This window comes from Massilia sp. GER05, assembly GCF_052056005.1.
GTDB lineage: Bacteria > Pseudomonadota > Gammaproteobacteria > Burkholderiales > Burkholderiaceae_D > Telluria > Telluria orientalis.
In genome coordinates, this window is sequence record NZ_CP178858.1 from 1389439 (window position 1) to 1401919 (window position 12481).

Annotated in this window: 7 protein-coding genes, 2 tRNA genes and 3 rRNA genes; 6 read left to right on the forward strand and 6 right to left on the reverse strand. The window is 59.4% G+C overall.

Annotation, left to right across the window (positions count from 1 at the left end; translation table 11 throughout):
* Positions 1-12 precede the first annotated feature (12 nt).
* From ACL58G_RS06170 to ACL58G_RS06185, 4 genes are all read right to left on the reverse strand, one after another.
* Entirely contained in the window at positions 13-960 is a 948-nt protein-coding gene (locus tag ACL58G_RS06170) for an MlaD family protein (RefSeq protein ID WP_440965765.1), read from the reverse strand.
* A gap of 1 nt (position 961) precedes the next feature.
* Positions 962-1825, reverse strand: a complete 864-nt coding sequence (locus ACL58G_RS06175) for an ABC transporter ATP-binding protein (RefSeq protein WP_413343609.1) — start codon at positions 1823-1825, stop codon at positions 962-964.
* Positions 1825-2952: an MlaE family ABC transporter permease gene (locus tag ACL58G_RS06180; protein WP_413343611.1), complete on the reverse strand. Its 1128-nt coding sequence runs from the start codon at positions 2950-2952 to the stop codon at positions 1825-1827. The genes ACL58G_RS06175 and ACL58G_RS06180 overlap by 1 nt, the downstream gene beginning before the upstream one ends.
* A gap of 88 nt (positions 2953-3040) precedes the next feature.
* Positions 3041-4522 carry a B12-binding domain-containing radical SAM protein gene (locus tag ACL58G_RS06185; RefSeq protein ID WP_413381342.1) on the reverse strand — a complete coding sequence of 494 codons (1482 nt, stop codon included), beginning with the start codon at positions 4520-4522 and terminating at the stop codon, positions 3041-3043.
* A gap of 411 nt (positions 4523-4933) precedes the next feature.
* Between ACL58G_RS06185 and ACL58G_RS06190 the strand changes: the two genes are divergently transcribed.
* From ACL58G_RS06190 to rrf, 5 genes are all read left to right on the forward strand, one after another.
* A 16S ribosomal RNA gene (locus tag ACL58G_RS06190) occupies positions 4934-6462 on the forward strand.
* 81 nt (positions 6463-6543) lie between these two features.
* Positions 6544-6620, forward strand: a tRNA-Ile gene (locus tag ACL58G_RS06195).
* 9 nt (positions 6621-6629) lie between these two features.
* Positions 6630-6705 (forward strand) — tRNA-Ala (locus ACL58G_RS06200).
* A 217-nt stretch (positions 6706-6922) separates the two neighbouring features.
* Positions 6923-9799: ribosomal RNA gene (locus tag ACL58G_RS06205) — 23S ribosomal RNA — on the forward strand.
* A gap of 126 nt (positions 9800-9925) precedes the next feature.
* A 5S ribosomal RNA gene (rrf, locus tag ACL58G_RS06210) occupies positions 9926-10038 on the forward strand.
* The 16S, 23S and 5S rRNA genes sit together here with 2 tRNA genes alongside, the layout of an rRNA operon.
* A 51-nt stretch (positions 10039-10089) precedes the next feature.
* Here the strand turns inward: rrf and ACL58G_RS06215 are convergent.
* Complete coding sequence (locus ACL58G_RS06215) at positions 10090-10935, reverse strand: aldo/keto reductase family oxidoreductase (protein ID WP_440965767.1); 846 nt, start codon at positions 10933-10935, stop codon at positions 10090-10092.
* A 115-nt stretch (positions 10936-11050) separates the two neighbouring features.
* On the opposite strand from ACL58G_RS06215, the gene ACL58G_RS06220 reads away from it, so the two are divergent.
* Positions 11051-11950 (forward strand): LysR family transcriptional regulator, encoded by a 900-nt coding sequence (locus ACL58G_RS06220; protein ID WP_440965768.1) that lies wholly within the window; start codon positions 11051-11053, stop codon positions 11948-11950.
* On the opposite strand, the gene ACL58G_RS06225 is transcribed toward ACL58G_RS06220, so the two are convergent.
* Positions 11944-12420, reverse strand: a complete 477-nt coding sequence (locus tag ACL58G_RS06225; RefSeq protein ID WP_440965769.1) for a YbhB/YbcL family Raf kinase inhibitor-like protein — start codon at positions 12418-12420, stop codon at positions 11944-11946. The two genes, ACL58G_RS06220 and ACL58G_RS06225, sit on opposite strands and share 7 nt — an antisense overlap.
* Positions 12421-12481: the final 61 nt, after the last annotated feature.

Here is a 12481-nt window from a genome sequence, read left to right on the forward strand (position 1 = left end):
TCGCTGGGTTCCTCATTTGGTCGGGGGGACGAAGCCGGGTTCGCCCGGGCCGGGTTCGGCGGCCGGTGCGCCGAACAAGATGCTTTGCGGGCGGTCGCCCAGGTTCGTCACGGTGCGGCGCACGGCGCGCAGCGAGGTCTTCGCCTCGTCGGCCATGTCGACGACGTGCGGCAAGGTTTGCAGCTCGAGGTCGGATGTCACGCCGCCCAGCGAATCGATGGTCGCGCCGGCGCGCTCGACCGGGCCGCCCGGGGCCTGCAGGCTCGTCGCGAGGCGGTCGTAGTTGTGTGCGGCGGCAGTGACGCTGGTGGAAAGCTCCTGTACGGAGCCCATCGTGCGGTCGAGTTTATCCGCCAGCGCGGGCAGGCGCGCCAGCGTGGGCTGCAGCTGGCCCGGGATCTCGGCATACGCGGCGGCGGCCTTGTTGATGCTGTCGAAGGCGCCCGTGAGCTTGTCCTGGTTTTCTTTACTGAGCACGTTGTTCAGGCTGTCCGTGATGCGCTCCGTTTTTTCCAGGATCGCGAGGCCGCGCTTTTCCAGTTGGTCGAGCAGGCCGGGACGCAGCGGGATGCGCGCCACGTGGCCCTTGTCGCTCTGCAGCAGCGGGGAGCCGGTGCGGTCGTCGTCGAGCTGGATGAAGGCGATGCCCGTCACGCCCTGGTAGCCGAGCGAGGCGAACGTCGTCTGCGTCACGGGCGCGCCTTCCTCGATCGAGAGCTTGATGAGGATCTGGCCCGTCACGCGCGGGTCGAACACGATGTCGTCCACGCGCCCGACTTCCAGGCCGCGGTAGCGCACCGCGGCCTGCGGGTTCAGGCCGGGGATGGTCTGCGTGGTGACGATCTCGTACGGATGCATCGTGGTGCGGTCGCGGTTCAGCCACAGGCCGATCAGGATGGCCGCGACCAGCAGCGCGACCGTGAAGAAGCCCGTCATGAGGGCATACGATCTGTTTTCCATGTCAGTCTTCCGACTCCTTTCTTGCGATGCGCTCTTCCAGCACTTCCAGCGCCCGCTGGCCGCGCGGCCCCAGGAAAAAGTGTTTGATGAAGGGGTGCTGCACGCGCAGCACGTCGCACGACGGTCCCACCGCGATCACGTGCTTTTCCGCCAGCACGGCGATGCGCGAGGACAGCGCGAACAGCGTGTCCAGGTCGTGCGTGACCATCACGACGGTGAGTTTCAGCTCGCTGTGCAGCGTCTGGATCAGCGCCACGAACGAATCGGACAGGTCGGGGTCGAGGCCCGCCGTCGGCTCGTCGAGGAACAGCAGTTGCGGCTCGAGCGCGAGGGCGCGCGCGAGGGCCGCGCGCTTGATCATCCCGCCCGACAGGTCGGACGGCATCTTGTTCGCGTCGCCCGGGCCGAGTCCGACCATGTCCATCTTGAGCAGCACGGCGGCGCGCACGACCTCCTCCGGCAGGGCGCGCAGTTCGCGCAACGGCAGGGCGATGTTGTCGAACACGGTCAGCGCGGAATACAGCGCGCCCTGCTGGAACAGCATGCCCCAGTGGTTGCGCATGCGCTGCAGCTGTTCCGGGCTGGCGCTGCTGACATCCTCGCCGAACACCCGCACGCAGCCGCTGGACGGCCGCTCCAGGCCCAGCATCTGGCGCAGCAGCACGGTCTTGCCGGTCCCGGATCCGCCCACGATGGACAGGATTTCGCCCGCATAGATGTCGAGGTTCAGGTCCTGGTGGACGACGGTGCGGCCGAAGCGCGTCCACAGGTTGCGGATCTGGACGACCGGCGGCCCGACGTCTTCCTCGGGCTCGCGGTTCAGTTGCTGTGGCGGGCGTTGGGCTGGTTGAGCAGGATTCGCCATCAGAAGCCCACCCCGGAGAAGATGATCGCGAACACGGCGTCGGCCAGGATCACGACGGTGATCGCCGTGACCACCGACGTCGTCGTGCCGCGGCCCAGGCTTTCCGTGTTCGGCTTGATGCGCAGGCCGAAGTGGCACGAGACGAGCGCGATCAGCATGCCGAACGCGACGCCCTTCGCGAGGCCGATGGTGTAGTTCACGATCGGCACGGCGGACGGCAGCTTCTGGATGAAGTAGCGCATCGTCAGGTTCAGTTCGATCTTCGCGGAGACCATGCCGCCGATCAGGGCCATCGCATCCGTCCACACGACGAGCAGCGGCATCGCCAGCGCGAGCGCGACCACCTTGGGCATGATGAGACGGTAGCCGTGCGAGATGCCCATCACCAGCATCGCGTCGAGTTCCTCCGTCACGCGCATCACGCCCAGTTGCGCCGTGATCGACGACCCGGAACGGCCCGCGACGAGGATCGCCGCCAGCAGCGGCCCCAGTTCGCGGATGATGCTCATGCCGAGGATGTTGACGAGGTAGATGTCGCCGCCGAACATGCGCAGCTGCTGCGCCGACAGGTACGACAGCACGACCCCGATCAGGAAGCCCACGAGCGCCGTGATGCCGAGCGCCTGGAAGCCGGAGTGATAAATATTGGCCGACACTTCGCGCCAAGGTCCGGACAGCGGATGGCGGATGAAGCGGCCGATGTCCTGCACCACCTGGCCGATCAGGGTGATCGCGCCGCGCAGGTGTTCGAAGAAACTCAGCACGCCGCCGCCCAGCGTGATCACCCATTGCAGATGGCTCTTGCGCGTGCGCGGCAGCTCGATCCGGCCGGATTTCTCGATGCGCTCGAAGAGTTCTTCCTGCTTCGGGTCGAGCTTCAGCTGCTCGGGGCGGCGCTTGCCCCACGAACTCCAGAACAACTGGGCGCCGATGTGATCGAGGCTGGCGATCTCGGACAGGTCCCAAACGACCGGCTTGCCGGCGAGGGATTTCAGCGTCTTTTCGATGTCCTTGAAGCCGCGCCGGGAAAACGCGTGGACCTGCCATACGCCGCGCGCCACCACGGATTGCCCCGCGCCGGCGTCTGGGTGTTCGATGGTTAATGTTGGCGCATTTTCAATCCGCATTGCGGCAGTGTAAAAGAGATTCGCGACTGCCGCCACCAGCGCTACGTTACCGTGACCGGATAGCGTTCGGTGGCGCACATTGCCGTGTTTACGCTGCGAGGTGGCGAACCTGGCGCTCGGGTGCGGCGTGCGTCGACTTGTCGGCCGGCTTATGGGCGCTGCCGGCGTAATCGCTCGCGATGAGGGCGGCAGCGTCGGCGGCCGGCATGCCCTGGCGCTGCAGCCAGGCCTGCACCAGCTTGGCCAGGCGGTCGAGCGCGATGCGGTGGGTGGCGTCGAGCTGCGTGTAGATCCAGTCCGAGAACGCCATGAAGTTGGCGAACGGGCTGTCGCCCAGCAGCACCTTGACCGTGTGGGCGAAGCGGCCGGAGTTCGCGACCAGGTCCCAGTAGCGGGCAAAGCGCACGAGCCGTTGCATGGTGGCGAAGTCGATGCGGTCGGTGGCCAGCACGGTGTAGGGCGGGTACGGCTCATACACCATCTTGTACGGTTCCGTGTGGCGGATGATCGGCGTGCCGCGCAGGCGCTTGAGGATGCCGAACTGGATCTCGTGCGGGCCGAGGGCGACCAGCTGGTCGAAGCCGCGCGCGAACGATTCGACGTCTTCGCCCGGCAGGCCGGCGATCAGGTCCACGTGCAGATGGGCGTGCGATTGCGTCGTGAGCCAGCGGATGTTGTCTGCAGCCTTGGCATTGTCCTGGCGGCGGCTGACGAGCGTCTGCACTTCCGGGTTGAAGCTCTGGATGCCGATCTCGAACTGCAGCGCGCCGGGCGGGAATTGCGCGATCGTCGCCTTCAGCGCTTCCGGCAGGTGGTCCGGGACCAGTTCGAAGTGGGCATAGACCGGATCGTCGGGATGCGCCGCGATCTTGTCGAGGAAGAACTGCATGATGCGCTGGCTCGTCTTGACGTTCAGGTTGAACGTGCGGTCGACGAATTTGAATAATCGTGCGCCGCGCTGGTACAGCGTTTCCATCTCCGCGAGAAAGGTGTCGATGCCGAATGGCCAGGCCGTCTTGTCCAGCGAGGACAGGCAGAACTCGCATTTGAACGGGCAGCCGCGCGACGCTTCCACGTAGAGAGTGCGGTGGGCGATGTCTTCGTCGCTATATAAAGCGTAAGGCAGGGAGATGTCCGCCATCGGGGGCTGCACGCCCGCATGCACCTTCATGATCGGCTTGGGGCCATTAAGGATCTCGCCGCACAGCTTGGGGAAGGTGATGTCGCCCCAGCCGGTGACGACATAGTCGGCCAGGCGCGCGATCTCCTGCTCGTTCGTCTCGTACGAGACTTCCGGCCCGCCCAGCACGACCGTCACCTCGGGCGCGACGCGCTTGAGCATCGCGACGACCTTCGTCGTTTCCTCGACGTTCCATATATAGATGCCGAAGCCGACGATGCGCGGCTTCTTCGCCAGCAGGCGTTCGACGACCTCCACGGTCTTCGCGCCGATGACGAATTCCATCAGGCTCGTCTGTTCCTGGAGCTCGCCCATATTGGCCAGCAGATAGCGCAGCCCGAGCGAAGCATGGGCGTAGCGGGCATTGAGGGTGGAGAGCAGGATGGTCATGGCGGAGCGGGGAAGACGGCAAAGGATGCATTGTAGCGGGACTTGCGGCCCGTATGCGACGCTGGTATGATTCGGTCCCTCGTCGCAAACGACAGGCCGTCAAACGGTTCTGAACGCTTCGATGGGGAATAAAAAGAAGTTGACGAACATCGCGAAACACTGCATAATCTCACTTCTCTGCTGCTGACGAACAAAACGATTCGCAAGCGCAGCAAGGCAGTACCGAATACAGCTCTTTAACAATCAACAGTCGATAAGTGTGGGCGTTTGATGAAGTGCCAGTATCGCTTCGGTGATACTGAATGCTTAAATTATCAAATGTTCACGCAAAAGAAATACGTTGCTCAGCAATGAGTGACGGTCAGTATTTTGAGTGAGCGATCTGCTACGAAAGTAGCAAAAACAGAGATTAAACTGAAGAGTTTGATCCTGGCTCAGATTGAACGCTGGCGGCATGCTTTACACATGCAAGTCGAACGGCAGCGCGGGGCAACCTGGCGGCGAGTGGCGAACGGGTGAGTAATATATCGGAACGTACCCAAGAGTGGGGGATAACGTAGCGAAAGTTACGCTAATACCGCATACGATCCAAGGATGAAAGTGGGGGACCTTCGGGCCTCATGCTCCTGGAGCGGCCGATATCTGATTAGCTAGTTGGTGAGGTAAAGGCTCACCAAGGCGACGATCAGTAGCTGGTCTGAGAGGACGACCAGCCACACTGGGACTGAGACACGGCCCAGACTCCTACGGGAGGCAGCAGTGGGGAATTTTGGACAATGGGCGCAAGCCTGATCCAGCAATGCCGCGTGAGTGAAGAAGGCCTTCGGGTTGTAAAGCTCTTTTGTCAGGGAAGAAACGGTTCAGGCTAATATCCTGGGCTAATGACGGTACCTGAAGAATAAGCACCGGCTAACTACGTGCCAGCAGCCGCGGTAATACGTAGGGTGCAAGCGTTAATCGGAATTACTGGGCGTAAAGCGTGCGCAGGCGGTTTTGTAAGTCTGTCGTGAAAGCCCCGGGCTTAACCTGGGAATTGCGATGGAGACTGCAAGGCTTGAATCTGGCAGAGGGGGGTAGAATTCCACGTGTAGCAGTGAAATGCGTAGAGATGTGGAGGAACACCGATGGCGAAGGCAGCCCCCTGGGTCAAGATTGACGCTCATGCACGAAAGCGTGGGGAGCAAACAGGATTAGATACCCTGGTAGTCCACGCCCTAAACGATGTCTACTAGTTGTCGGGTCTTAATTGACTTGGTAACGCAGCTAACGCGTGAAGTAGACCGCCTGGGGAGTACGGTCGCAAGATTAAAACTCAAAGGAATTGACGGGGACCCGCACAAGCGGTGGATGATGTGGATTAATTCGATGCAACGCGAAAAACCTTACCTACCCTTGACATGTCAGGAACCTCCGAGAGATTGGAGGGTGCCCGAAAGGGAGCCTGAACACAGGTGCTGCATGGCTGTCGTCAGCTCGTGTCGTGAGATGTTGGGTTAAGTCCCGCAACGAGCGCAACCCTTGTCATTAGTTGCTACGAAAGGGCACTCTAATGAGACTGCCGGTGACAAACCGGAGGAAGGTGGGGATGACGTCAAGTCCTCATGGCCCTTATGGGTAGGGCTTCACACGTCATACAATGGTACATACAGAGGGCCGCCAACCCGCGAGGGGGAGCTAATCCCAGAAAGTGTATCGTAGTCCGGATCGCAGTCTGCAACTCGACTGCGTGAAGTTGGAATCGCTAGTAATCGCGGATCAGCATGCCGCGGTGAATACGTTCCCGGGTCTTGTACACACCGCCCGTCACACCATGGGAGCGGGTTTTACCAGAAGTAGGTAGCTTAACCGCAAGGAGGGCGCTTACCACGGTAGGATTCGTGACTGGGGTGAAGTCGTAACAAGGTAGCCGTATCGGAAGGTGCGGCTGGATCACCTCCTTTCTAGAGTGGCACGGGAGCTAACGCTCCATCATCAAGCGCCCACGCTTATCGGCTGTTCAAAGTTAAACGAGAAGAGTTTTCGGGGCTGTAGCTCAGCTGGTTAGAGCACCGTGTTGATAACGCGGGGGTCGTTGGTTCGAGTCCAACCAGCCCTACCACGTTACACTGGGGGATTAGCTCAGCTGGGAGAGCACCTGCTTTGCAAGCAGGGGGTCGTCGGTTCGATCCCGTCATCCTCCACCACTCTCTGTTTACTGCATTTATGTAAGGCACAAGCTTTAGATAAGTGTAGTTCTCGTTCTTTAACAATCTGGAAGAAGTAAAGTTTTCTTTAAGCGTGTAGCTAACGAAAGTTGGATGCACACTTAGGGTAGTAATCTGTATGTATCAACAAACAAAGTAAGCTGAACTCTTGTTGTTATGACGTTCCCTGATACTCATGCAGGGGCCAACGTTATAGGGACAAGTGAATAAGTGCACATGGTGGATGCCTTGGCGATTACAGGCGACGAAGGACGTAGTAGCTTGCGATAAGCTGCGGGGAGTGAGCAAACACACTTTGATCCGCAGATTTCCGAATGGGGAAACCCGGCCTTTTAGGTCATTGCATACTGAATACATAGGTATGCAAAGCGAACGCGGCGAACTGAAACATCTAAGTAGCTGCAGGAAAAGAAATCAACCGAGATTCCCAAAGTAGTGGCGAGCGAAATGGGATGAGCCTTGTACGTGATAGTCGATCGAATAGTGGAACAGCCTGGAAATGCTGGCCATAGAGGGTGATAGCCCCTTACACGAAATTCGAACGGTGGTACTAAGCGTACGACAAGTAGGGCGGGACACGAGAAATCCTGTCTGAAGATGGGGGGACCATCCTCCAAGGCTAAATACTCGTAATCGACCGATAGTGAACCAGTACCGTGAGGGAAAGGCGAAAAGAACCCCGGGAGGGGAGTGAAATAGATCCTGAAACCGTGTGCATACAAACAGTCGGAGCCTCTTCGTGGGGTGACGGCGTACCTTTTGTATAATGGGTCAGCGACTTACATTCAGTGGCGAGGTTAACCGGATAGGGGAGCCGTAGAGAAATCGAGTCCGAACAGGGCGGCAGTCGCTGGGTGTAGACCCGAAACCAGGTGATCTACCCATGGCCAGGATGAAGGTGCGGTAACACGCCCTGGAGGTCCGAACCCACTAATGTTGAAAAATTAGGGGATGAGCTGTGGGTAGGGGTGAAAGGCTAAACAAACCTGGAAATAGCTGGTTCTCTCCGAAAACTATTTAGGTAGTGCCTCAAGTATCACCATCGGGGGTAGAGCACTGTTATGGCTAGGGGGTCATTGCGACTTACCAAACCATTGCAAACTCCGAATACCGATGAGTGCGAGCTTGGGAGACAGACGTCGGGTGCTAACGTCCGGCGTCAAGAGGGAAACAACCCAGACCGCCAGCTAAGGTCCCAAAGATTGGCTAAGTGGAAAACGAAGTGGGAAGGCTAAAACAGTCAGGATGTTGGCTTAGAAGCAGCCATCATTTAAAGAAAGCGTAATAGCTCACTGATCGAGTCGTCCTGCGCGGAAGATGTAACGGGGCTAAGCCAGTCACCGAAGCTGCGGATATGTGCTTGCACATATGGTAGGAGAGCGTTCCGTAAGCCTGAGAAGGTGTCTTGTAAAGGATGCTGGAGGTATCGGAAGTGCGAATGCTGACATGAGTAGCGATAAAGAGGGTGAAAAGCCCTCTCGCCGAAAGCCCAAGGTTTCCTGTTCAACGTTCATCGGAGCAGGGTGAGTCGGCCCCTAAGGCGAGGCAGAGATGCGTAGCTGATGGGAAGCAGGTTAATATTCCTGCACCGTCGTATGATGCGATGGGGGGACGGATCGCGGAAGGTTGTCCAACTGTTGGAATAGTTGGTTCTTGACTCATAGAAGGCGCTTAGGCAAATCCGGGCGCGTAATTCAAGGGGTCGAGACGTGTGTCCTTGTGACACGAAGCAATCGGAAGTGGTTCCAAGAAAAGCCTCTAAGCTTCAGTCATACGAGACCGTACCGCAAACCGACACAGGTGGGCGAGATGAGTATTCTAAGGCGCTTGAGAGAACTCGGGAGAAGGAACTCGGCAAATTGGTACCGTAACTTCGGGATAAGGTACGCCCCGGTAGCTTGAATGGTTTACTCCATGAGGGTGAAAGGGTTGCAATAAACTGGTGGCTGCGACTGTTTAATAAAAACACAGCACTCTGCAAACACGAAAGTGGACGTATAGGGTGTGACGCCTGCCCGGTGCTGGAAGATTAAATGATGGGGTGCAAGCTCTTGATTGAAGTCCCAGTAAACGGCGGCCGTAACTATAACGGTCCTAAGGTAGCGAAATTCCTTGTCGGGTAAGTTCCGACCTGCACGAATGGCGTAACGATGGCCACACTGTCTCCTCCCGAGACTCAGCGAAGTTGAAATGTTTGTGATGATGCAATCTACCCGCGGCTAGACGGAAAGACCCCATGAACCTTTACTGTAGCTTTGCATTGGACTTTGAACCAATCTGTGTAGGATAGGTGGGAGGCTTTGAAGCGGGGACGCCAGTTCTCGTGGAGCCAACCTTGAAATACCACCCTGGTTCGTTTGAGGTTCTAACCTTGGCCCGTGATCCGGGTCGGGGACAGTGCATGGTAGGCAGTTTGACTGGGGCGGTCTCCTCCTAAAGTGTAACGGAGGAGTTCGAAGGTACGCTAGGTACGGTCGGACATCGTGCTAATAGTGCAATGGCATAAGCGTGCTTAACTGCGAGACCGACAAGTCGAGCAGGTACGAAAGTAGGACATAGTGATCCGGTGGTTCTGTATGGAAGGGCCATCGCTCAACGGATAAAAGGTACTCTGGGGATAACAGGCTGATTCCTCCCAAGAGTTCATATCGACGGGGGAGTTTGGCACCTCGATGTCGGCTCATCACATCCTGGGGCTGTAGCCGGTCCCAAGGGTATGGCTGTTCGCCATTTAAAGTGGTACGTGAGCTGGGTTTAAAACGTCGTGAGACAGTTTGGTCCCTATCTGCCGTGGGCGTTGGAAATTTGAAGGGGGCTGCTCCTAGTACGAGAGGACCGGAGTGGACGAACCTCTGGTGTACCGGTTGTCACGCCAGTGGCATTGCCGGGTAGCTAAGTTCGGAAGAGATAACCGCTGAAAGCATCTAAGCGGGAAACTCGCCTTGAGATGAGATTTCCCGGAGCCTTGAGCTCCTTGAAGGGTCGTTCGAGACCAGGACGTTGATAGGTCAGGTGTGGAAGTGCAGTAATGCATTAAGCTAACTGATACTAATTGCCCGTACGGCTTGTCCCTATAACCTTGGCAGTCATTGCCAATGCAAGGGTTCAGCTGTTTGTTGAGACAACAGATTACGAAAACTGCTTCTTCCGGATTCAGAGTGACGCACGCATTATGCAAGCGGCACTCGTACAAGTTATGCCTGATGACCATAGCAAGTCTGTACCACCCCTTCCCATCCCGAACAGGACCGTGAAAAGACTCTGCGCCGATGATAGTGCTGCAACCAGTGTGAAAGTAGGTTATCGTCAGGCTAGTTATATGCAGAAGCCCGTTCAGTTGATACTGAGCGGGCTTTTTGCTTTCTAGATCCTCTCGAGCTTCTTCAGCACATCCGGAGACAACACGAGATCCGCCGCCTTCAGGTTCTCGCGCAGGTGGGCACTCGACGACGTCCCGGGAATCAGCAGGATGTTCGGCGACCGCTGCAACAGCCAGGCGATTGCTACCTGCATCGGCGTCGCCCCCAACTCGGCTGCGACTGCGGACAACGCATCCGACTGCAGCGGCGAAAAGCCACCGAGCGGGAAGAACGGCACATACGGAATACCGTCGCGCGCCAGGGCATCGACCAGCGCGTCGTCATTGCGGTGCACGAGGTTGTACATGTTCTGCACGCACGCGATCGGCACGATGCGCCGTGCGTCCTCGACCTGCTTCATCGTCACGTTGCTCAGGCCGACGTGCTTGATGAGACCTTCCTCGCGCAGCGCCGCCAAGGTCGTCACCTGTTCTTCGAGCGACCCTTCCGCTGGACCATGGACATCCAACATGCTGCGGAAATTGACCACCTCCAGCACGTCCAGGCCGAGATTGCGCAGATTGTCGTGCACGGCCTCGCGCAGTTCCTTCGGCGACGTGGCCGGCAACCACGCACCCTGGGCGTCCCGTCGCGCACTGACCTTGGTGACGATGACGAGGTCGTCCGGATACGGATGCAGCGCTTCCCGGATCAATTGATTGGTGACGTGAGGGCCGTAGAAATCCGATGTATCGATGTGGTTGACGCCGAGCGCCACCGCGTCGCGCAGCACGGCGAGCGCGGCCTCGCGATCCCGCGGCGGCCCGAAGACGCCGGGTCCTGCCAGCTGCATGGCGCCATAGCCGAGGCGCCGGACGGTACGGTCGCCGAGTTGATACGTGGTGGACATTGAGATTCTCCTTGATGGATAGTGAACAGTGCAGCCACGATAAGCCCGCGACGATCTCAGGACAATCCGGCATAATCCGCATGGGTTGTACGTCATAACGGACAATGGAAAACACATGAAAGTCGATCTGGGCGATCTGTCCGCCTTCGTCGCCGTCGCGCGAGCCGGTGGCTTCCGCGATGCCGCGCGGGCCACGAGCGGCAGCGCATCCGGTCTCAGCGATGCGGTACGGCGCCTCGAAGCGAAGCTCGGCGTACGCCTGCTCAACCGCACCACGCGCAGCGTCGTGCCGACGGAAGCGGGCCGTAGCCTGCTTGCGCGCCTGGACCCCGTGCTCACCGAAGTCGAGAGTGCGCTCGACGTGGTCAATGGTTTTCGCGATACGCCCACCGGCACTCTCAAACTCAATGTACCGATGAGTGCGGCCCGGCTCGTGCTGCCGTCCATCGTGCCGCGCTTCCTGGCTGCCTACCCCGAGATCCGCCTGGAAGTGATCGCGGACGAGAGCTTCGTCGACGTGCTCGCGGCCGGCTGCGATGCGGGTATCCGCTACGAGGAAAAGCTCGAGCAGGACATGGTCGCCGTGCCCATCGGCCCGCGCGTCCAGCGCATGGCCGCAGCCGCGGCGCCCGACTATCTCGACCGGCGCGGCCGCCCTCAGCATCCGCGCGACTTGCTGGACCACGCTTGCATGCGCGCGCGTTTTGCCAGCGGCGCCGTCATCCGCTGGACGTTCGAACGCGACGGCGAGACGCTCACGATCGATCCGCCCGGACAATTGCTCGTCCAGGTGGGCGGCGCTCTCGACCTGAAAATCGACGTCGCCGTCGCCGGCACGGGCATCGTCTACCTGTTCGAGGACTGGCTGCGCCCGTATATCGACCGCGGCGAGCTCGAGCCCGTGCTGGAATCGTGGTGGCCATCCTTTTCCGGCCCGTATCTCTACTATCCGGGGCGCAGGCTCGTCCCCGCGCCACTGCGCGCCTTCATCGATTTCATCCGCGCGGATCAGTGACCGCGCTGATAGGTGCCGATCAGTTCCGCCTGCGCCTTCACATGTCCCTGCATCGCCTTTTCCAGCTGGGGCTTGGTCGGGTGACGCAGGTCGGGCAGCATGGTGTCGAGCGCATACAATTTATGCACGTAGCGATGCCGTCCGATGGGCGGACATGGCCCGCCGTAGCGCGTGTTCTTGAAATCGTTCAGGCCGGCTTGCGTGCCGCGCGGCAGTTCCGCCTCGCGTATCGCGGCGGGAAGGTGGTTGGCCTGCGGCGGCAGGTTGTACAGCACCCAGTGCACCCAGGTCATTTTCGGTGCCGCTGGATCGGGCGCGTCCGGATCGTCGATGATGAGGACGAGGCTGCGGGTGTCGGGCGGGACGCCGGACCACGACAGCGCGGGCGACGTATTCGCGCCATCGCATGTGTGGATGGCGGGGATGGGGCCGCCGGGCGTGAAGTCGGCCGAGGTCAATGTCAGGCTCATGCTTGCCTCCCTGGAGTCGAAACGCTACAGGCTTCGACATCGGCAAACGCTCTCGGTTGCA

What these genes read in the sequence shown, in the direction of transcription:
- ACL58G_RS06170 (WP_440965765.1), bottom strand. Translation starts at nt 960, where the DNA reads ATGGAAAACAGATCGTATGCCCTCATGACGGGCTTCTTCACGGTCGCG.
- ACL58G_RS06175 (WP_413343609.1), bottom strand. Translation starts at nt 1,825, where the DNA reads ATGGCGAATCCTGCTCAACCAGCCCAACGCCCGCCACAGCAACTGAAC.
- ACL58G_RS06180 (WP_413343611.1), bottom strand. Translation starts at nt 2,952, where the DNA reads ATGCGGATTGAAAATGCGCCAACATTAACCATCGAACACCCAGACGCC.
- ACL58G_RS06185 (WP_413381342.1), bottom strand. Translation starts at nt 4,522, where the DNA reads ATGACCATCCTGCTCTCCACCCTCAATGCCCGCTACGCCCATGCTTCG.
- ACL58G_RS06215 (WP_440965767.1), bottom strand. Translation starts at nt 10,935, where the DNA reads ATGTCCACCACGTATCAACTCGGCGACCGTACCGTCCGGCGCCTCGGC.
- ACL58G_RS06220 (WP_440965768.1), top strand. Translation starts at nt 11,051, where the DNA reads ATGAAAGTCGATCTGGGCGATCTGTCCGCCTTCGTCGCCGTCGCGCGA.
- ACL58G_RS06225 (WP_440965769.1), bottom strand. Translation starts at nt 12,420, where the DNA reads ATGAGCCTGACATTGACCTCGGCCGACTTCACGCCCGGCGGCCCCATC.